The sequence below is a fragment of the Nannocystis punicea genome (assembly GCF_026965555.1).
Taxonomy (GTDB): domain Bacteria; phylum Myxococcota_A; class Polyangia; order Nannocystales; family Nannocystaceae; genus Nannocystis; species Nannocystis punicea.
Genome location: NZ_CP114040.1, coordinates 6,910,060 through 6,930,216 on the forward strand (window position 1 = coordinate 6,910,060; position 20,157 = coordinate 6,930,216).

The following is a 20,157-nucleotide window of genomic DNA, read 5'->3' on the forward strand; positions in this document are numbered from 1 at the left end:
ACCCTACACGCGCCGGGCGGCGAACCCCTCACGCCAGCTCGCAGGCCATGCGCCCCCGCTCGTCGGGCACCGCGAACAGCGGCCGTTCGCGCGGCAGCTGCGACGGCGCCAGCTCGTGCACGGCCCCGTCTTCCACGAACAGCACCCGGTCGAACAGCGACAGCAGGCTCCAGCGGTGGCAGGCGGCCAGCACCGTCGCGTCGGGCGACCCCTGAAAGATAGCCGCCAGCACCTCGCGCTCGGTCGGCGGATCCAGGGCGGCCGTCGGCTCGTCGAGCAGCAACAGATCCCGCGAGTGTGCGCGGAGCAACCCGCGGGCCAGCGCGATCCGCTGGCGTTCGCCGCCGGACAGGTTGAGGCCGCTCTGGGCCAGGTGCGTGTCCCAGCCGGCGGGCAGCTTGGCGATCACCGGCCCCAGGCGGGCCAGGCGGAGCACCTGCGCCAGCACCTCTTCCGGCACGTCCTCGCCGAGGGTCACGTTGTAGCGCAGCGTCTCCGAGAAGATCTGCGGCTCCTGCGGGATGAGCAGCGTGCGGCGGGCCAGCTCCTCGAGCGAGGAGCGGCGGCCGTCGAACGTCACCTCGCCGGTCTCGGCGCGGAGCATCCCGGCCAGCAATTTGAGCAGCGTCGACTTGCCGCCGCCGCTGCTGCCGACCACCGCGATCTTCTCGCCGCGGCGGATCGTCAGCGCATCGCAGCGGAGCCCGCGGTCGTCGCCGGTGTAGCTGAACGCCAGCTCGCCGAGCCGGAGCTCGCGCCAGCGCGGCCCGGTCGCCGCCGGCGGGGCGGCGGTCGGCGACCCGCGCAGCAGCTCGCTGGCGTCCTCGTAGGCCGTGCACGCCTCGACGATGTTGCCGTAATAGGCGGAGAAGGAGCTGATCGCGCCGAAGATCTTGTCGAGGTAGCTGATGAGCACGTAGACCTGCGCCACGTCGAGCGCGGTGCCGTGCAGGCCGGCGCCGTGGAAGTACCACAGCAGCGACGTCGCCATCACCAGCGCGTAGCCGCAGCTGACGGCCGCCCACTTGAGCTCGCTGAAGCGCGACACCCGGCGCACCAGCTCGCCGCCCTCGGCGCGCTGGCGCCCGAGGTCGGCGCAGGCCAGCGCCTCGAGGTTGAGCGTCTTCACGGTCACGACGTTCGTCAGATAATCGACGCACACCCGCCCGACCTTGTTGTCGAATTGATTGACCAGGCGGATGTTGTCGACCATGCGGCGGTTGAAGTACATCATCGCCGCGAGGGTCACCGCGCTCATCACGACCACGTTGGCCGCCACGCGCACGTCGAGGGCCCACAGGGCCACGCTGGCGAGCACCACCTTGACGCTGCCCTCCAGCACCTGCCACGAATACTGGCCGACCACGTTGCCGACGGCGAGGGCCGAGCGATTGAGCTTGGCCAGGTTCTCGCCGGTGTGCCGCTCCACGTGCCAGTGCAGCCCGTAGCCGAGCAGCGCCTGGAACACCCGCGTCATCGTCGTCATGCGCGCCTGATAGGCCACGCCGCTCTGCAGGTAGCGCCCCAGGTGGTGCAGCAGGATGTTGACGAATCGCAGCCCGAGGTACGCGCCGACGCCGAGCAGCGCGCCCTCGTAGGCCACGCGGGTGAAGCCGTGCTCGACGAACACCCCGACCGTGTAGCCGATGGCCCACGGGACCAACAGCTCGGCCGTGTTGGCGCCGATGAACAGGGCGACGAACGCCCAGAAGCGCGAGCGCGTGGCCCCGAGGGCCGCCCACGAGGCCAGCAGCAGCGGGACCAGCCCGCGCGCGGGCGGGACGGGCCGCGCGGCCCCGGCCTCGCCGCGGACGCCGGCCCCGGCCCCCGACAACGGGAAGAAACGAGTGAGTGCGTGCATGATCACGAATCGGCGCCGGCGGTCCGGGTCGATGGAGGGCGACCTGGGCCTCAGGCCTGGATCTCCGCGCGAATCCGCGGGGCAACATTCGTCGCAGCGAACGATCGTGCGAGCGTGGAGGTGGTCAGGCTGGGACGGCGCGTCGGCGTGATCATGAGGAATGCAACGTCGGTGCGAAAGCTGAAATCACAGGAGCGGACGTCCTCCGACGAACGCCCCCGGAATGCTGAGTCGGCCCACTATAACAGACGGCCGTCCGCCGCCGCCACCCGCGATTCGCGGCGGCGAGTCCGCCGCCCGGCGGAGCGAGCGCCGGCGCGGCTGCCGACATTGATCATAGCGGACCCCACACCGCCGTCCTCGGCCGCGCGGACCCCTCTTCGCGCCCGAAACCCGCGGTTGTCTCCGAATCGCCGGCGCGCGCGCGACGTGCCGTGCACCCGCCCGTCCTCCCACGCGATCTCACGCGACGCCTCGGGCATGCACCAGGCGCGTCCGGGCAGGGGCCACGACCCATCAATTGGCCGGGGGCCTCGCAGCAATTGACGCACACGCACCTCGCCACCGGCGAATCGCCCGGCAGGGTCCGCTGGTCGGCGCGCCCGCTCCCGCCTGGAACCGGTCGCGGGCGGCTGGTGTGAAGCCCTGCGGCTCGACCGAGTTCCCCTCACTTTCGCGGGTATTTTCCAGGTTGACCGCCGTCCCTGCGACGATTTAGCCCGGAACGATGTCCCCTCCCGATCAGCAAACCCGGCGGCACAGCGTGCTCAATTGCGGCCTGAATTATCAGACCCGGCGCTTCTTCGTGCTCCGCGGCGACCTCGCGCTCGCGGGGCTGGAGCCGACGCTGCAGCCGCCGCGCTCGGAGATCGAGGCGCGCTTCGAGGTCCTGTGGCAGAAGACGCTCGAGCCGGCGCTGCGGGCCGGCCAGGAGCTCAGTTTCGCCGACGCCGAGGCGCGGATGGGCCCGAACCCGCTCCTCAAGGCGAAGCGCCGCTACCGCGAATGCATCTGGGCCGGCGAGGCATTCATCGCGCGCATCAGCCTCGACGGCGGACAATGCGAGCACCTCTGGCCCGCGTCGCTCCGGCCCGATCCGTCGCGGCTCGTGGTCCGCTTCCCCGGCGCCGCCGCCCTCGCGCGCTTCCTCGCCGCCGCCGAACAGGCCCGACGCGACCCCGCCGAGCTGGCCGTCGCCCTCCTCGTCGGCTTCTCCGCCGGCGCTCCCGGCCCGACCCCCCGTCGCCCCGCCTCCGGCCCGCACGCCCGCCCCGAATCGGCGGAGTGCGTCGATTCGCCGACCCGCCGTGCCGCGGCCCGCTCGTGACCCGACGGCGGACCTGCGCGTCCCCGCGGACGGAGGCCGCGAGCGTCCGGAATATCGTATCACCTGCGGTCGTGTAGATCCGGAAAGCCGCATCCGTTGCAGAACCCCGGTTCCGTCGCGGCTCCCTTTCTCTTCGCTCACAAAAGCCTCGCGACTGCGCTCCCGGGCGATCTAGGGGCCCTGGCCGCGAGTTTTCGCCGCTCTGCACATTCCCTGATTGCGGAGCGAGGCGGACCCATGCGACGAAGCTCCGCCGCGCTCCGACGAATGGCGCGAGCCGGCCAGGAGATAGACGAACGTGAAGCCCGGAATCCTCTCGACCCTCTGCCTCGTCAGCGCCGTCCTCGCGTGCAAGCCCGCCGCCCCTGCCGCGGCCCCGCCCGAGCCCGAGCCGGCGCCCGCGCCCGCGGCCGCGCCCGCTCCCGCCGCCGTCGCCGACCCCGAGGACGTGCACATCGAGGGCGACCACCTCACCATCGATCGTCACATCAATTTCGCGTTCGACAGGAGCGAGATCCTCGCGGACTCCTTCGATTTGCTCGACCACGTGGCGACGCTCCTCAAGAATCACCCCGAGATCGTCAAGCTCCACATCATCGGCCACACCGACAGCGCCGGCGGCCCGGAGCACAACCAGAAGCTGTCCGAGGCCCGCGCCGGCGCCGTCCTCGAGGCGCTGCGCAGCCGCGGCGCGACCCAGACGATGGACGCCGTCGGCAAGGGCGAATCGCAGCACCTCTGCGGCGAGGACACCGAGGATTGCCATCAGAAGAACCGCCGCGTCGAATTCGTGATCGAGACCCGGCAGTGATCCGCGACCCGTCGGCGCTCTCGCCGGCCCGGCGATGACGAGGAGCCCGGCCCCGGGCACGCGCCGGCGGACCCCGGCGGCGACGCAGAGTCAAGCCGCACGCAATCGGTCCGCAGCGCGTCGCGCTCGCCCGTCGACCCCCGAGCGCCGCAGCTTCGCCGCGAAAACAAGACACCGGTCGGCCCGCCGCGCGGACCGCCGGTGTGTCGATTGTTCCTGCGGCGACTGCATCGCCGCGAGGAGGAGCGTCGCGCGACGACGTCTCGCCGCACGGTTCAGCGCTGGCGGTGGCCGCCGCCCTGGCCCTGGCCGCCGCGGTGCGACGACGACTGCGAGCGGCGCTCCCGCTCGTCCTCGGAGGTGCTGCGGCTCTCCTCGCCGCGGCTCTCCTCGCTGCGGCCCTCGCTGCGGCGGCCGCCGTGCGACGCGTGGCCGCCCTTGGCGCCGATCTCGGCCATGTGCTCGCGGTCCTGGCTGACGGCCTCGCCGCCCTTGCGCCCCGCCTCGCGCGCCTCCTCCGAGGTGAATTCGTGCGCGGTGCCCTTCTCGTGGGCGGCGTGACCGCCCTTGCTGGCGATCTCCCGCTGCCGCTCCTCGTCCATCCCGGCGAAGCCGCGCGCACCGCCACGGTGCTGGCCCTTGCTCTCGCCCTTGTTCACGTTGCGGTTGTCGTCCCTGGTAGGCATGACGTCCTCGTATTTCGTGCTTCGTCCGCGGGTCCGGCGGCCCTCGACCTCGAGGACCCGCCGCGAACCGCATTGCGAGGTGGAGTATGGGGCGGGACCGCGCGCCGACAAGCTCGACTGTGACGATTTGCCGGAGCGGCGCGAATGATAGGACTCCCCAGTCCGCCCGATTCACCGGGGGCCGAGCCGCGGCTCACGACGGATGGAGCCGGCAGACCCCGCCGGGGGGCGCGAGGGAAATTCCTGGTTGCCGATCTTGCGAGCCCGACCATACCTGGGAGATGAGAGCCGGTCTCGACGTCGTGATGAACCTTCCCGATCGGCCTCCGCCGGCGCAGACCAGCGTCGCGGATCACCCGGTCCTGTATGTGTCCATGTTCGCGTGGGACGACGCACCCCGGCGGCTGCGGCACCTCCTGTCGCGCTGGGCGCGGCAGCGGCCCGTCGCCTTCGTCGAGGCCCCGGTCCCGACCGCCGGCCCGCCGCGCATCGACTTCGATCACCGCGACGGCCTCGTCGTCGCCACGCCGTTCGTGCCGCGCGGGCTGACCGGCGAGGAGGGGGCCGCGCTGCTGCGCGGGCTGCTCGACGGCGTGGTCCGCGACCTCGGCCTGCGGCCGTTCGCGCTGTGGCACGATTCGCCGCGGGCACTGGCCGCGTGCCCCCACCTGAAGCCGGCGGCCACCGTCTACCACGATTGGGCCTGCGCGCCGCCGCCGCCGCACGAAGGGGACGAGGCCCTCCGCGAGGAGGCGCTCCGCCGGGCCGACGCCGCGTTCGTCGACGGGCCGGGCCACGCCTGCGGGCCGAACGTGCATCTCCTGGCGGGCCGGGTCGACGCGCCCCACTTCGCCCGCGCCGGCGACGGCGGGCCCGAGCCGGCCGATCAGCGCGACCTCCCGCACCCGCGCCTGGGCTTCCACGGCGCCCTCGACCGCGACCTCGACCTCGACCTCCTGGCCGCGGTCGCCGACCTGCGGACCGATTACCACATCGTCCTGATCGACCTCGAGGGCAGCGCCGATCGGTCGCGCCTGCCCCGCCGCGCCAACATCCACGACCTCGGGCGCAAGTCGTACGCCGAGCTGCCCGCCTACGTGGCCGGCTGGGACGTCGCCCTCCTCCCGTACACGCGCGAGGCCGCCGCCCGCGGGGTCGACCCGACGCAGACGCTCGAGTACCTGGCCGCGGGCAAACCGGTGGTCGCCACCCCGATCCCCGCCGTCATCAATCCCTACGCCATCCAGGGCGTGGCCGCGATCGCCGAGGAGGCCGAGGACTTCGTGATCGCCGTCGAATGCGAGCTCCAGCGGCTCGACCGCCGCCGCTGGCAGCACCGCGTCCACGCCTGCCTCCGCGGCAATTCGTGGGACGACGGGTGGATCGCCATGGAGGCCGTGCTCGCCGGTGTGATGCCCTGCGCGGCCGGCTGAGCCGCGGCCGAACCATCGATTGTCTTCACCCTCGCGCCGGGCTCTGCGCGAGGTGACGCCCCTCGCCCGGGAGCTGCGCCCTCGTTCGCCTGCAGCGCCGGCGCGCAGCGGACGTCTCGCGCCCTGCGAGCCCGGCCCTCGCGCCCGCCGTCCGCACGGCTCGCCGTCGCGTTCCCCCGACCCGTGGCCCGGTTCACCTCGCTGGTCGTGCGATCCTTCTTTGTTGTCGATACACGATCGCAGCGCGACGAATGCGGCCGTGCGCCTCCTACGCCGGGCGCCGGGGTTCCAGCGAGGCCATGCACACCGCCCCGGGGCCCCGGCGGCGCGGGTCGCCGCGGGTCCCGTGATTGGTGGCCGGTCCGCGCATTCGGATCAAAAGAAGCGCGCGAAAGGATTTCCCCATGAACGACAACAAGCGCACGCAAGAGCCCCTCAGCAACCTCGCCTACGACTGGGTGACCATCATCCAGCACAAGTCCGAGGCACTCCGCGCCTACCAGCAGTACATTCAGGACGCGCAGCAGGCCAACTCCCCCGAGTGCGTCGAGCTGATGCGCAAGATCCACGAGCAGGACTCCGAACACGTGCGAGAGGCCACGCGTCACCTCGTCGAGGTCCTGGGCGGCCGCATGGGCCAGGAGCAGGGTCAAGGCGAGACCAGCCGCGGCGAGAGCGGCCGCATGGGCCAGGGCAGTCGCGCAGGCACCAGCCAGGGTGAGACCGGGCAAGCAGGCACCAGCCGGGCTGCCAGCCAGGGCGGCATGGGCGGCATGGGCCAGGGCGAGGGCAACCAGAACCGCATGGGCCAGGCGAGCAGCCAGAGCGGCATGGGCAGCGGCATGAGCCAGGGCGAGAACCGTCAGGGCGGCTCGATGCAGGGCGAGACCGGCGAGCGGCGCGGACAGAATCGGCAGCGGTGAGCCGCCCCCACGGCGGACCCGACCGCGTGCATGCATTCAGGGCGCCCGCGAAGCGCGACGCCCGCGGCACGCGGCGAAGGCAACAATGACTGACGAAGCCGTGTTGCGGGTTACAAAACCCTGGCGATTCATTCACGGCAAACGATTTGGCTTGCCTGCGACGGGCAGGAAATGAAACATAAGCAGACGCTGTGCCGACGACGAAAGCCACTGCCCCGCGCGACATCATCGTGATCGGGGCCTCCGCCGGCGGCCTCACCGCGTTGTTCGACATCGTGCGCGGGCTGCCCGCCGACTTCCCGGCCGCCGTGTTCGTGGTGATGCACATGGCGGCCGACAACCCGGGCGTCCTGTCCGAGCTGCTCCGGCGGGTCACGGCGCTGCCGACCGCGCTCGCCGAGGATCGCCAGGCCATCGAGCGCGGCCGGATCTACGTCGCCCGGCCCGATCATCACCTGCTGTTGAAGCGGTCGTACGTGCGGGTCCCTCGCGGCCCGAAGGAGAACGGCTTCCGCCCCGCGGTCGACCCGCTGTTCCGCAGCGCCGCTGCGGCCTATGGCGCGCGGGTCATCGGCGTCGTCCTCTCGGGCGGCCTCAACGACGGCACCGAGGGCCTGCTGCGGATCACCGAGGCCGGCGGTCTGGCGATCGCCCAGGACCCGGCCGAGGCCACCATCCCGAGCATGCCGCTCAGCGCCATCCAGAACGTCGAGGTCCACAGCGTGCTGCGGGCCGCGGAGATGCCCGAGGTGCTGAGCCAGCTGGTCCGCCAGAGCGTCGTCGACACCTTCGCCCCCGGCGACCCGCAGGTCGAGGACACCGCCGAGCACGGCCAGATCCTCCAGCAGAGCGAGCCGCCGGGCAAGCGCTCGCCGTACACCTGCCCCGAATGCGGCGGCGCGCTGTGGGAGCTGTCGGAGGCCGGCAAGCTCCTGCTCTTCCGCTGTCACGTCGGCCACAGCTTCACCGCCGAGGCGCTGCTGGCCGAGCAGGGCTCGAAGCTCGAGGGCGCGTTGTGGGGCGCGCTGCGGGCCCTGGAGGAGAACGCCGCGCTGTACCGGCAGCAGGCCGAGCGCACCGGGTCGGCCGGTTACCTCGCGCTGTCGCGGCAGTACGACAAGAGCGCCGCCGAGATCGAAGACTACGCCACCACGCTGCGGCCGCTGCTGCACCGCACGTCGGTGCAGTTCACCCCGCCGTCTCCGCCCGCGCCGGCGCCGGCCGAATTGCCCGAGGAGTCCGAGGACTGACCGACCGCCGCCGCCGCGACCCCGCCGCGCGAACGACCCCTGCTGCACGACATGCCGATCGCCCCTGCACCGCCGCCCTCCGCCCCCGAGACACCGCCCCCCGAAGCGAACCCGAACGCCCCCGAGGTCGGCCCCGAATCGTCCGAGGAGGGCGAGGACGACGCGACCGCCGAGACCATCCGCCGCGCCTCCGGCCTCTTGCTGGTCGTCGGCATCGGCGCCTCCTCCGGCGGCCTCGAGGCCTTCACCGACGTCCTCGACGCGCTCCCGGCCGACCTCGGCGTCGCCTTCGTCTACGTCGCCCACCAGGCCAGCGGGCGCGACAGCGGCCTGGCCGACATCCTGCGCACGCACACTGCGATGCCGATCGTCGTCGTCAAGGACGAGGTCCCGCTCGAGCCCGACCGCGTCTACCTCGCGCCCCCCGGCGTCCAGCTGACCGTCGCCGATCTGCGGCTCGTGCCCATCGCGCGCCCCGAGGACCGCACTCAGTACACCCCGATCGACGTGTTCATGACCTCGCTGGCCAAGGAGCTCGAGACCAGCGCCGTCGGCGTGGTCCTGTCGGGCTCGGGCGTCGACGGCTCGTCGGGCCTGCGCGAGATCAAGGGCGTCGGCGGCATCACCCTCGTCCAGGACCCGGAGACCGCCCGCTACGACAGCATGCCGCGGGCCGCGATCGCCACCGGCAGCGTCGACCTCGTCCTGACCCCGGCGCGGATCGCCGAGGAGCTGCAGCGGATCGGCCGTCATCCCTACGTGCGCTCGTCGTACGCGCGCCGCCCCGGCGACGAGCTCGTCATCCACCAGGAGCAGCTCCACCGGATCTTCACGATGCTGCGCAACGCCAGCGGCGTCGACTTCACCCACTACAAGCCGCCGACGATCCGCCGCCGGCTGCAGCGCCGCATGGTCCTGCACAAGCTCGACAGCGTCGAGCAGTACATCAAGTACATGCGCGAGAACCCGGACGAGGTCTCGAAGCTGTACCAGGACCTCCTGATCCACGTCACCCGCTTCTTCCGCGACCCCGACTCGTTCCGGGCCCTCGCCGCCGAGGTGTTCCCGCAGATCATGCAGCAGCGGCGGGGCCTGTCGCCGATCCGCCTGTGGCTGCCGGGCTGCTCGACCGGCGAGGAGGCCTACTCGGTGGCCATCGCCCTGCTCGAGTTCCTCGGCGAGGAGTCGAGCGCGGTGCCGGTGCAGATCTTCGCCACCGACGTCAGCGAGACGGCCATCGAGCACGCGCGCAACGGCCTCTACGCCGACAGCATCGCCGCCGACCTGTCACCCGAGCGGCTGCGCCGGTTCTTCACCAAGACCGACGGCAAGTACCGCATCGCCAAGGTCGTGCGCGACCTCTGCGTGTTCGCCCGCCAGGACGTCACCCGCGACCCGCCGTTCTCCAAGCTCGACCTCATCCTCTGCCGCAACGTCCTCATCTACATGGGCGCGGTGCTGCAGCGCAAGCTGATGACCGTCTTCCACTACGCCCTCAAGCCCTCGGGCTTCTTGATGCTCGGCGGCGCCGAGACGGTGGGCGCCCAGGCCGACCTGTTCGCCGTCATCGACAAGAAGCACCGGATCTTCGTCAAGCGGGCCATCGACACCCCGTCCAACTTCCAGATCCCCGTCGAATACAACCCGAGCCGCTCGCCCCACCGGGGCGCCCGCCTGCCCACCGAGATGCACACGCCCCACTCCTTCCAGAACGAGGCCAACCGCCTGGTCCTCGATCGCTACGGACCGCCGGGCGTGATCGTCGACGAGAACTTCCAGATCGTCCAGTTCCGCGGCAAGACCGGCCGCTACCTCGAGCCCGCCCCGGGCGACGCGGCCCAGAGCCTGAACCTGCTCAAGATGGCCCGCGAGGGCCTGCTGCACGGCCTGCAGACCGCCCTCTACGGCGCCCGCAAGTCCGACAAGCCGGTCCACAAGCCGGGCATGCGGGTCGACTTCGACGGCTCCGGCCACGAGCTCGACCTCCACGTCATCCCGCTGGCGGTGCCGGGCGAGGAGCGCCACTTCCTCGTCCTGTTCGAGGAGGCCGGCGCCGTCGGCGAGGTGAACCACGAGGTCGTCTCCGTCCCGCCGCAGTCGCCGTCGTCCGACGACGAGCGGGTCAAGCAATTGCAGGAGGAGCTGGCCGCCAGCCGCGAATACCTGCAGTCGATCATCCAGGACCTCGAGGCCGCCAACGAGGAGCTACAGTCGGCCAACGAGGAGATCCTGTCGAGCAACGAGGAGCTGCAGAGCACCAACGAGGAGCTCGACACCGCCAAGGAGGAGCTGCAGAGCACCAACGAGGAGCTCAACACCGTCAACGAGGAGCTCCACGGCCGCAACGACGAGCTGTCGCGGGTCAACAGCGACCTCGTCAACCTGCTCGGCTGCGTCGAGATCGCGATCGTCATCGTCGGCTCCGACCTCAGCATCCGCCGCTTCACGCCGATGGCCGAGAAGGTGCTCAACCTGATCCCGACCGACATCGGCCGCCCGATCAGCCAGATCAAGCCCAACATCGAGTGCCCCGGGCTCGAGAAGATGATCGCCCGCGTCATCGACACCGTCACGATCCAGGAGATGAACGTCCGCGACAGCGAGGGCAACTGGTACTCGCTGCGGATCCGGCCCTACAAGAACGTCGAGAACCGGATCGACGGCGCCGTCCTGGCCCTGTTCGACATCGCCAGCCGCCGCCACGAGCTCGAGCTCCGCCAGGCCCGCGACGGCACCCGCGCGATCGTCGAGGTCGTGCGCCAGGCGGTCGTCATGCTCGACGGTCACCTGCGCGTCCAGGCCCTCAACCGCGCCTTCACCGAGCTGTTCGGCCTCACCACCGACGACGCCTTGCACCGCCACGTCTACGACCTCGCCGGCGGCCAGTGGGACGTCCCGCAGCTGCACCGGCTGCTCGACGACGTCCTGCCCCGCCAGGGCCGCTGCGCCGACTTTCGCGTGCAGCACGAGTTCGCGCGCGGCCAGCCGATGCAGCTCGCCATCGACGCCGCGCGCATCGACGGCGGCGACCCGAGCGCGACGATCGTCGTGCTCGCCATCCACGACGCCACCCGGGCCGACGCCAGCTCGCGGCCGCCTGCTGCCGAGTGACTGCCCGCGACGACGACCGCCCCGCCGACGTCGCCCGCCTCCTCGCCGAGGTCGCGCGGCTGACCGGCCTGCTCGGCGAGGCCGAGGCGCACCATCACCGCCTGCGCGACGTCCTGATCGTCCGCAACGAGACGCTCGAGGGCCACGTGCACGCCCTGGAGTCGCTGCTCGAGTGGTACGGCGACCTCTACGAGCACGCGCCGATCGCCTACCTCGCCCTCGACGGCAACGGCGTGGTCCGCGAGGTCAACCTCACCGGCACGACCCTGCTCGGCGTCGAACGCCTGCGCCTGATCGGCCGCCCGCTGCGCCTCCACGTCGCCCTCCGCGACCGGCGGAAGTTCCTCGACCACATGCTGCGCTGCCGGCGAGCCCAGGGCCCCGTCGTCACCGAGCTCGACATCGAGGTCGCCCACCACCGCGTCGTCCCGGTCGAGCTGATCAGCCGCCGCTCGGCCGTCGCCGGCGAGGCCGGCACCTACTTCCGCACCGCAGTGTTCGACCTGAGCGAGCGCCGGCAGGCCGAGTCCGCCCTCGAGCTCGAGCACGAGCGCCTCGGCCTCGCGCTCGCGGCCAGCGGCGCCGGCCTCTACGACTACTCGTGGCCCGCGGCCGACCTCCACCCGAGCGAGCGCTGGTGGCAGCTCGTCGGCCGGCGCCCCGACGTCCCGACGCAGGGCCCCGAGCTGTGGCGCTGGTTCCACGACCAGATCGCCGCCCCCGACCGGGCCGCCCGCGACGTCGCCCACGCTCGCTTCATCGCCGGCGAATCCACCGCCTACGCCGCCGAGTTCCGCCTCGACCGCGGCGACGGCAAGGCCGTGTGGCTGCGCGAGCTGAGCCAGACCGCCGAGCGCGACCCGCACGGCCAGGCCCGTCAGGTCGTCGGCGTGCTCATGGACGTCACCGCCGAGAAGCGGCGCATCGAGGCCGCCGCCCGGCAGACCGCGCTGCTGCGCGACCTGTCGGCGGCGCTGTTCCGCGTCGAGGAGAACGAGCGGCGCGAGCTGGCCACCCTCCTGCACGACGTCCTCGGCCAGCAGCTGGTCGCCGCGCGCCTGCGGCTCGGCGCGCTGCAGCCGGCCAACGGCGACGCCGAGCTCGTGCGCGAGGTGGTCGAGCTCCTCGACGACGCCCACCACGCGGTCCGCTCCGTCACCTTCCAGCTGCGCCCGCCGATCTTGCAGGACCTCGGGCTGGTGGCCGGCCTGCGCTGGCTGGCGCGCGAGACCTCGGCGCAGTTCAAGCTGCCGATCGCGGTGCTCGCCGAGGACACCCTGCCGCGCCTGGTCGGCGACCCCGAGTACCTGCTGTTCCGCTGCGTCCGCGAGCTGCTGCTCAACGTCGTCAAGCACGCCGGGGCCACCGCCGCCCGCGTCGAGGTCGGCGGCGACGAGGACGACATCCTCGTGATCCGCGTCAGCGACGACGGCAAGGGCTTCGACCCGCAGCTCGTCGCCGCCGATCGCCTGGCCAGCCGCAGCTTCGGCCTCCTCAGCGTGCGCGAGCGGGTCATCGGCCTCGGCGGCCACGTGCGCATCGACAGCGCGCCCGGCCGCGGCGCCCGCGTCGAGCTGCACGTGCCGCTCGCCGACAGCTGAGCGCGGCCGATCAGTCGCGCTTGCGCAGCGGCGCCAGCCCGTGCTCGAGCGCGTAGCGGGTCATCGCCGCCCGCGAGCGCAGCCCGAGCTGCCTCGAGATCCGCGCCTTGTGAAACTCGACCGTCTTGAGCGCGATGCCGAGGTCGTCCGCGATCGCCTTGCCCGCCATGCCGGTGGCGACGCGGGCCAGGATCTCGCGCTGACGCGCGGTGAGCAGGTTGTTGCCCCGCCGACGCGGCGCCGTCTCGCCGGTGACCCTGAGGATCGCCGCGATCGCCGGGCTGACGTGGCACCCGCCGGCGGCCACGGTGCGCACGCCGGCGACCAGCTCCTCGGGCGAGGCGTCCTTGAGCATGTAGCCGCGGGCTCCCGCGTCGAGGGCCGAGCGGGCGCGCTGCGGGTCGGCGTGACGCGTGACCACCACCGACCGGACCGACGAAATCGTCTGCAGCGCGCGCACCAGCTCGAGCCCGCCGAGCGTCGGCAGCTCGAGCTCCAGCGCGACCACGTCGGGGTGCAGCTCGCGCGCGGCGGCCAGCGCCGTCGCCCCGTCGGTGAACGCCCCCACGACCTCGAACTCACCGCCGAGCAGGACGCTCAGGCACTCGAGCACCATCGCGTGGTCGTCGACGAGAATCACGCGCGGCCGCATACGAACATCCATGAACACCGTACTCGATCGAGCTCGAAGTTCAAGGCGCGGACCCACGAATTCGGGCTCGCGCGGGCGCCTCAGCGCCCGGAGACGAGCCCGTGTTCGACCGCGTAGCGCGTCAGCTCGGCGACGGAGCGGAGGCCCAGCGCCCGCATCAATCGCGCCTTGTGGAACTCCACAGTCTTGCGCGAGATGCCGAGGATGTCCCCGATCTCGCGGGCCGGTCGACCCTCGGCGACCAGCTGCAGCACCTCGCGCTGACGCGACGACAGCTCGCCCTCGCCCTCGCCCTCGGGCGCGCCCACCCACGGCTCGTGCACCAGCCCCGGCGACACGAACATGCCCCCTGCCAGCACCTCGCGGACCGCCAGCAGCAGCTCCGCCGACGCGGCCGTCTTGACCACGTAGCCGTGCGCCCCGGCGCGAAACGCCTCGTGCACGTAGTCCGGCTCCGCGTGCACGGTCACGAAGATGATCCGCCCGCGCGGACACAGCCGCCGCAGCTGGCGCGCCGCGTCGAAGCCGTTCAGCAACGGCATCGTCACGTCGACCAGGATCACGTCCGGTTGACATTGTTCGGCCGCGCTGACGAGCGCCCGACCGTCGGCCACGGCCCCCACGATCTCGAGCTCCCCTGCCAACAATCGCAGCAGTCCCTCGCGGACCAACGTGTGATCGTCGGCGAGCAGCGCCCGCGGGCGAGCCCGCGACACCTCCGCGTCGACTGCCTTCGCCTCGCCGTCGGCGGGGACGGCGGCGTGGTGGGCTACGACCTCGTTCAAATCGGCTCCGACGTCGTGCCGCCTTCGAGGCTAACAAACACCGCGAGGACGTTCAGCACGGAAAAACCCTGGACCCCGGCGCTCACTTCGCCGGCTCCACCACCTGTGTTTCGCCCCTCGTCGCGCGAATCACCCCGCAGGCGATCCGCGCGCCGGAGTTCCCGGCCGGCTGCGCAGTGTAATCGTCGGGCTCCGCGTGCACGACCAGCGATCGACCCAGGATCCCACGCGGCCCCGCGTCGAGGGTGAAGCCCTGGAACTTCACGTCGATCGTGGTGAGCTTGTCGGCGCCGGCGCCGACGACGTTCCCGAGGTCGCCGGCGTGGTGCCTGGAGGCGTCCGGAGCGCCGTGCTCGATGTGATCGGGGTTGAAGTGCTCGCCCGCCGCCTTGCCGTCGGGCTGCGAGCAGACGCCGAACTCGTGGATGTGAATCCCGTGATCGCCCGGCGACAACCCGCGAATGCGCGCCTCGACGCGGACCCCGCCGCCGGACGGCGTGAACGTGACATCGCCGTCGACCCCGCTCGCCCCCAGCGGCTTCAGCTCGGCAGTGGCGGAGGTGCCCGATTCGCCCGACTTGCAGGCGCCGGCGCCGGCGACGGACAGGATTGTGGAGAGGACGGTGATCCGGAGATTCGACATGGAGATACCCGCGCCGGCGAGGCGCGCAGAGAATGGACATTCGCGACGAGGCCGCCTCGCGGGTTTTGCGCCGATTCTTCGGCCCCCGATGGGCGCCCTCCAGGCCCGAAACCCGGGCCGAAGTGGCGATTTCGCGCCTCGCTCACCGGCCAGCCTGACCCGGATCGCCGTCGTCGGCCAGCCGCGTGCCTCTGCTGGTACCGTACGCCGCGGCGCTCTCGCCTGCCGGGCGAGAGATTGCGGCGATGATCACAGCACCGCCTCTCCGGGGTTCTTCCCAGGCATTGCGCAATCCGCGTCCGGCGAGGCGAGCGCACCGACGCCCATGCTGCGGGCCTCGCCGCGCGCCGGCACGCGCGCCCCGACGATCCGCGGCGACGAGACCGTCCGTCCGCTTGCACGCCCGCCGCCGTCTCCCAAGGTTCCGCCGCAGTCGTCGGCCTCGCTGCTCGCGGAATTATGCGCGTCGCACTGCGGAGCGAACGCGGCGAGGGCCGACGACTGTGATTCCCGGCCCGACAATCACGGCACCCTTGCGATCCTCCTGCGATGTCCCGAAGCCCAGCCCGCAGCGCGCCGGCTGTCCCCCCGGACAGGTCCGAATTCTCCCGCCGCTCCGCCGCGACTCGCCCCCGGTCCTCGCCACGGGTCCGCCCCGACTCGTCCCCTGTCCTCGCCGCTTCTCCCCGGTTGCGCGCCGCGCCTCGCGCATCGCCCGGTCGACCCTGCCCGGCCCGGCTCATCCAAAATCCTGCCGGCGCGTCGCCACCCGCTCCTGCGGCCCGCCGAGCCGAGTTTCGCCCGATCCGCGACCTTGCAGCGACGCGCGCATTCGACCCATGGTGGTCCTGGCGCAATCCGACCATGTCCCCCGCCTTCCAGTCGGCCCTCCCTCCGCGCCCACCGGCCCCGGTGGCGAGCCGGGAGCGGCCCCGCGACGTCGCGCCGATCCTGCGGCAGGAGCCCGCCGGCGTGGCCGTCCGCTGCTTCGAGCTGCGCGCCGAACTGTGGCGCGCGCTGCTCGGCCAGCCGGGGGTGTTGCCGTGGATCGGTGAGCTCGCGCGCCGGCTCTTGCACCCCGAGCTTCACCCCGGCGCGGCCCTGCGTCGCCTCGAGCTCGCCGCCCAGGGGCTGGGCCACGCCGACCAGGCCGACGACTGGACCGCCTACGAGGCGGCTCGCCGGGCCGCCGCCGACGCGCTCGGGCCCGCCGATCCCGACCGCTGCCTGGCGCGGCGGCTCGTCGACGAGCTCCTCGCCCGTCCCCTCGCCCAACCGGTCGACCCTGCCGTCGTCCGCTGGTGCACCGCGGTACAACGACGCCACGCCGCGCTCGAGGCCGCCCTGAACCTCCTGCGCGCCCGCGACGAGCAGATCGGCCGTCTCGTGCGGGCGATGCGACCGCCCGGACAAAGATTCAGCGAATTGGTCGGGGCCGCCAGCCAGGGCCTGCAATGGGCCATGGGCCGCTACGATCCGCGCCGCGGCGGCCGCTTCGACAGCTTCGCCGAATGGTGGATCCGGCACCTCATTCGTCGCACTCTCGCCGGCCCTCGCCCGCGGTCCGAGCTGCGCACCACCTGTTCGCAATTCTTCACCCTCCATGGCCGGGCGCCGACCGACGAGGAGCTGACGACCTTGACGGGCGAGCCGATCGAGCAGATCCGCCTGGCCCGCGCGCCCTGGCTGCTCGATCGCAACCCCCACGAGAAAGGCCCCACCGATGCGCTCGCATGACACCGCCACCCGCCGCCTCTGTCTCGCGTCGCTGCTCGCCTTCGCGGCCTGCGGCGCCCGCACGAAGGAACCGCCGCCCGCCCGCGAGCAGGGCCCCACCGGCGCCCCCGCGCCCACCGACACCCGGACTCAAAACAGGCCTTCGGGCCAGCCCGCGAACAGCCCCACCCCCGGGCCCGCCGCCGGCGTCGCCAACCCCAGCGCCGCCGCCACCCCCGAACCCGGCACCGAACCCCCCGGCGGAGCCGCCAAGCCCGCCCCTGCCGACGCCGACCGGCCGAAATAGCAAGACCCCATCGATCCCCAACTCGCGGGATGCATCGATGAGACGCCCCCGCAGCGGCCCGCTCGCCACACGCGGTCCGACGCCGACGATCGACCCGAGGTCCCGTTCGCCGACGAAACCACGCGGAGCGCCCGAGGGCGGCGATCGAGCGTCGAAATTGCGGCTGAAGGGCGAGTTCGGGCGCCTCGGCGGCCGCGGAGCTGCGACGCGCCGCCTCCCGCAGCGAGCTTCGTCGGGGGGCGAGTTCCACGGCTGGACCCTGCCCGCGCGGCCTGTTAGAAGCAGCGCAATGGGCATGTTCAGCTGCGAACGCCACGGCAACCACGGCATTCATGGCATCTGTCGGCACGTCCTCGACGCCTGCAAGAACGACCGACCGATCGTCCTGATCGCCGTGCTCTGGATCGCCGAGACGTGGATCTGCCCCGACTGCAAGCGCACGCTCGAGCAGGTGCTGTCGGCGACGGTCGACGACAAGGTCGTGTTTCGTCGGACCGCCGAGGTCATGCAGGCCTGGTGTCCCGGGTGCATCGAGGCCTGGCGCGAGCGCCACGGCCTCTCACCGGAGCCGTGGGACGTCGATCTCCTCATACCGTCACTGACTTGAGGGCCGCCGAGGAAGGGTGGACACGACGGCCCCGCGGACCCGACGTCCGAGAGATGGACATCGCCCCGCGGCGCGGCGATCTCGCGGCGCGTGCGGCCGACTGCGACGATTCTCGTCGCGGTGACGGGCCATGCGGAGCAACCGGCGGTCCCAGGCGAGCCTCGTGCGTAGCGAGGCCGCGAGGCGCACCCGTACGGCCGGCGAGAGGTGCGGTGATTCACGCCGGATCCGAGGATTCGCGGCGGCGCCCGCTTCTTCGCTCCCGCTCGTGAGCGCGACCCGCAGTCGACAGTTGTGCCTGTCTGTGAAACCAGGGGTTCGTCCGAGGTCGCGTCCTGCGCGCAGAGCAGGAGCGGCCTTACAGTGACCTTTCGTCCTGCGAGCGCCGCGGCGGTCTCTTCCGCGTCCCCGCGCCGCGCCATCGCAGGGAGCGATGAATCGCCACAGACCGGCCGGCCGTCCTCGCCCGCCGGCCGCCGGCCGTTGCCCATGCAACGGATCGGCGCAAGGCTCGATCGAGCGCCCGCAGCCGGTATCGCCGAGCTCGCGGGGGCCCGAGGAGCGACATCATGGCCTCGATCTTCCATCACCTGCGCGAAGAGCACGAGCGGCTCCAGCGCTCCATCGTCCGCCTCCGCGGCCTCGAGCCCGGGGCCGACCCGTTGCAGCCGTTCCAGCAATTGAGGCGGCAGTACGTCGCCTACGCTCGGGCTGCCGCCGCCGTCCTCTACAGCTACCTGATCCACGTCAAGACCACCCAGCAGCGGGCCCTCGACGGGCTCGAGGAGCACAGGCGGCTCGAGGAGCGGCTCCTCGACGCCGAGCGCGTCCCGCCCGACGACGTCCGCTGGCGGCCGACGATCGCCTCCCTGTGCGAGGAGCTGGCGCAGCACCTGCGCGACGAGGAGCGCGGCCTGTTCTCCTCGGCGAGGGTGGCGCTCAGCGACCGCGAGGCGACCGGCCTCGGCGCCTGCTTCACCGCCGAGCGCGCCCGCCTGCACCGCGATCTCAGCAGCTTGACCGGTCATCGCCCCGAACGCCTCGCCTCGCCGTCGGCGATCCGACGCATCCCCATCCCCTGAACCCATTCACCAGGAGACCCACCATGAACAAGGCCAAGCCCCAGATCTACGACATCCTGAAGCGCGAGCACGAGGAGGTCGGCGAATTGCTGCACCGGCTCAAGGAGGCCAAGGGCCGCGCCGCCGAGGACCTCTTCAACCAGGTGCGGCTCAAGCTGGTCCCCCACTCGCGCGGCGAGGAGGCCGTCGTCTACCCGCGCCTGCAAGGCGAGAAGACCACGGCGGAGAAGATCAGCGTGAGCTTCGAGGAGCACCGCCAGGTCGACGTCCTGCTCGAGGAGCTGGGCGGCATGTCCCCGCGCGACGAGGAGTGGACGGCCAAGGTCCACGTGCTCGTCGACATGGTCGGTCACCACGTCGACGAGGAGGAGGGCGAGCTGTTCCCCCTGGCCCGCAACCTGCTTTCCGACCGCGAAGCCGCCGGCCTCGCCGAGGAATACGCGCAGGCGCGCGACGAGGCCATGCAGGCCATGACGACCGAGGACCAGCGCGGCGCCGCCGAATGACGCCCCCGGGTGGCGTCATTCACCCGACTCGCCGCAATCGGCGCAGCACCGAACCTACGGGCTCGCGCTCGCACCCCTCGATTCCGGCGCGTGCCGTTCGTGCGCTCCCCCCTCCCGCGACACGAACGGCACGCGCTCGGCCCTGCAGGCGAGGCGTCTTCCAGACCGAACCGGCCGCGCCTCGACGCATGACGGCGCGCGAGCACCTCGTCGCGCATTCGCCGGACCCCGCACGAGACCGCGCGACTCAGCCCATTTCTGAAGAGTTCCCGGCCGGCAGAGACCGGCATGTCCCTTCGGACAGAACATGGCTCAATTCGACCGAACCCGGCCCTTCTAGCGAACGGCTCGGGCGGCCTCGCCGGCTCCGGCGCGGGTTTTCAGCGACCTGCTGCCACGAGCGGTCCGCGTTCGGACCGCGTGGCACCATCGGCGACCGAACCCGGCGCTTCACGACGAATGACAGCAGCGCGAGCGCCTCCTCATTCACCGAACACACAATCCAGCCCGTCCCGGGTCAGCAGGACGCGCTCCACCGATTGACCGGTCATCCACGTCAGGGTGACCTTCGCCACTCGATCGTACGACCCGTCCTGCCACGGCCGCAGCTCCGCGCCGTCGCGGTCGTGCGTCGCCACCGAATACGTCGGCGTCCTGCCCGCGTGAAACCACTGGTTCGCCCGGCACAGCGCGGCCGTCTCCGCCTCGGCGGTCGTCGCCGCCGCGATCGATCGCGCGAGGTATGCCACCACCGCGTACGGATAGACGAAGTACGCACCCACCGCGAGGCAAGCGACGATTGTGAGCACGAGCCTGCGCGCGCGAGGACGAGCCATTCCACTCATGATAGACCCAA

The 20,157-nt window shown here is 72.0% G+C and carries 18 protein-coding genes; 12 read left to right on the top strand and 6 right to left on the bottom strand.

Annotated elements, in window-relative coordinates; translation table 11 throughout:
- Positions 1-28 precede the first annotated feature (28 nt).
- Positions 29-1,861 (bottom strand): ABC transporter ATP-binding protein, encoded by a 1,833-nt coding sequence (locus O0S08_RS26650; protein ID WP_269032097.1) that lies wholly within the window; start codon positions 1,859-1,861, stop codon positions 29-31.
- A gap of 727 nt (positions 1,862-2,588) precedes the next feature.
- On the opposite strand from O0S08_RS26650, the gene O0S08_RS26655 reads away from it, so the two are divergent.
- Positions 2,589-3,188: a hypothetical protein gene (locus O0S08_RS26655; protein WP_269032098.1), complete on the top strand. Its 600-nt coding sequence runs from the start codon at positions 2,589-2,591 to the stop codon at positions 3,186-3,188.
- 298 nt (positions 3,189-3,486) lie between these two features.
- The gene (locus tag O0S08_RS26660; RefSeq protein ID WP_269032099.1) at positions 3,487-3,999 is read left to right on the top strand and encodes an OmpA family protein; all 513 of its coding nucleotides are present in this window, start codon (positions 3,487-3,489) and stop codon (positions 3,997-3,999) included.
- Positions 4,000-4,274: 275 nt separating this feature from the next.
- Here O0S08_RS26660 and O0S08_RS26665 read toward each other — a convergent pair whose 3' ends face one another.
- Positions 4,275-4,601, bottom strand: coding sequence for a KGG domain-containing protein (locus O0S08_RS26665; RefSeq protein WP_371879555.1), 327 nt, complete (start codon positions 4,599-4,601; stop codon positions 4,275-4,277).
- A gap of 365 nt (positions 4,602-4,966) precedes the next feature.
- Here O0S08_RS26665 and O0S08_RS26670 point away from each other — a divergent pair, with 365 nt between their 5' ends.
- The 5 genes from O0S08_RS26670 (at position 4,967) to O0S08_RS26690 (ending at position 13,003) form a co-directional block, all read left to right on the top strand.
- Positions 4,967-6,118, top strand: coding sequence for a glycosyltransferase (locus O0S08_RS26670; protein ID WP_269032101.1), 1,152 nt, complete (start codon positions 4,967-4,969; stop codon positions 6,116-6,118).
- A gap of 404 nt (positions 6,119-6,522) precedes the next feature.
- Positions 6,523-7,041 (top strand): hypothetical protein, encoded by a 519-nt coding sequence (locus O0S08_RS26675; protein ID WP_269032102.1) that lies wholly within the window; start codon positions 6,523-6,525, stop codon positions 7,039-7,041.
- 191 nt (positions 7,042-7,232) lie between these two features.
- Positions 7,233-8,291, top strand: a complete 1,059-nt coding sequence (locus tag O0S08_RS26680) for a chemotaxis protein CheB (protein WP_269032103.1) — start codon at positions 7,233-7,235, stop codon at positions 8,289-8,291.
- Positions 8,292-8,342: 51 nt separating this feature from the next.
- Positions 8,343-11,402: a chemotaxis protein CheB gene (locus O0S08_RS26685; protein ID WP_269032104.1), complete on the top strand. Its 3,060-nt coding sequence runs from the start codon at positions 8,343-8,345 to the stop codon at positions 11,400-11,402.
- Positions 11,399-13,003 (top strand): PAS domain-containing sensor histidine kinase, encoded by a 1,605-nt coding sequence (locus O0S08_RS26690; RefSeq protein WP_269032105.1) that lies wholly within the window; start codon positions 11,399-11,401, stop codon positions 13,001-13,003. The genes O0S08_RS26685 and O0S08_RS26690 overlap by 4 nt, the downstream gene beginning before the upstream one ends.
- 10 nt (positions 13,004-13,013) lie before the next feature.
- On the opposite strand, the gene O0S08_RS26695 is transcribed toward O0S08_RS26690, so the two are convergent.
- From O0S08_RS26695 to O0S08_RS26705, 3 genes are all read right to left on the bottom strand, one after another.
- Positions 13,014-13,643, bottom strand: a complete 630-nt coding sequence (locus O0S08_RS26695) for a response regulator (protein ID WP_269032106.1) — start codon at positions 13,641-13,643, stop codon at positions 13,014-13,016.
- A 92-nt stretch (positions 13,644-13,735) separates the two neighbouring features.
- A complete protein-coding gene (locus tag O0S08_RS26700) occupies positions 13,736-14,440 on the bottom strand; it encodes a response regulator (RefSeq protein ID WP_269032107.1) in 705 nt (234 codons plus the stop codon).
- Between the two features lie 82 nt (positions 14,441-14,522).
- Positions 14,523-15,083, bottom strand: coding sequence for a superoxide dismutase family protein (locus O0S08_RS26705; RefSeq protein ID WP_269032108.1), 561 nt, complete (start codon positions 15,081-15,083; stop codon positions 14,523-14,525).
- An 864-nt stretch (positions 15,084-15,947) separates the two neighbouring features.
- Here O0S08_RS26705 and O0S08_RS26710 point away from each other — a divergent pair.
- The 5 genes from O0S08_RS26710 (at position 15,948) to O0S08_RS26730 (ending at position 19,301) form a co-directional block, all read left to right on the top strand.
- Positions 15,948-16,820: a sigma factor gene (locus O0S08_RS26710; RefSeq protein WP_269032109.1), complete on the top strand. Its 873-nt coding sequence runs from the start codon at positions 15,948-15,950 to the stop codon at positions 16,818-16,820.
- A complete protein-coding gene (locus O0S08_RS26715; protein WP_269032110.1) occupies positions 16,807-17,106 on the top strand; it encodes a hypothetical protein in 300 nt (99 codons plus the stop codon). The genes O0S08_RS26710 and O0S08_RS26715 overlap by 14 nt, the downstream gene beginning before the upstream one ends.
- Before the next feature lie 295 nt (positions 17,107-17,401).
- Positions 17,402-17,713 (top strand): hypothetical protein, encoded by a 312-nt coding sequence (locus O0S08_RS26720; RefSeq protein ID WP_269032111.1) that lies wholly within the window; start codon positions 17,402-17,404, stop codon positions 17,711-17,713.
- Between the two features lie 569 nt (positions 17,714-18,282).
- On the top strand, positions 18,283-18,795 hold the full coding sequence (locus tag O0S08_RS26725) for a hypothetical protein (protein WP_269032112.1): 513 nt from the start codon (positions 18,283-18,285) through the stop codon (positions 18,793-18,795).
- A 23-nt stretch (positions 18,796-18,818) separates the two neighbouring features.
- Entirely contained in the window at positions 18,819-19,301 is a 483-nt protein-coding gene (locus O0S08_RS26730; RefSeq protein WP_269032113.1) for a hemerythrin domain-containing protein, read from the top strand.
- A gap of 482 nt (positions 19,302-19,783) precedes the next feature.
- On the opposite strand, the gene O0S08_RS26735 is transcribed toward O0S08_RS26730, so the two are convergent.
- Positions 19,784-20,137, bottom strand: a complete 354-nt coding sequence (locus O0S08_RS26735; protein WP_269032114.1) for a hypothetical protein — start codon at positions 20,135-20,137, stop codon at positions 19,784-19,786.
- Positions 20,138-20,157 lie beyond the last annotated feature (20 nt).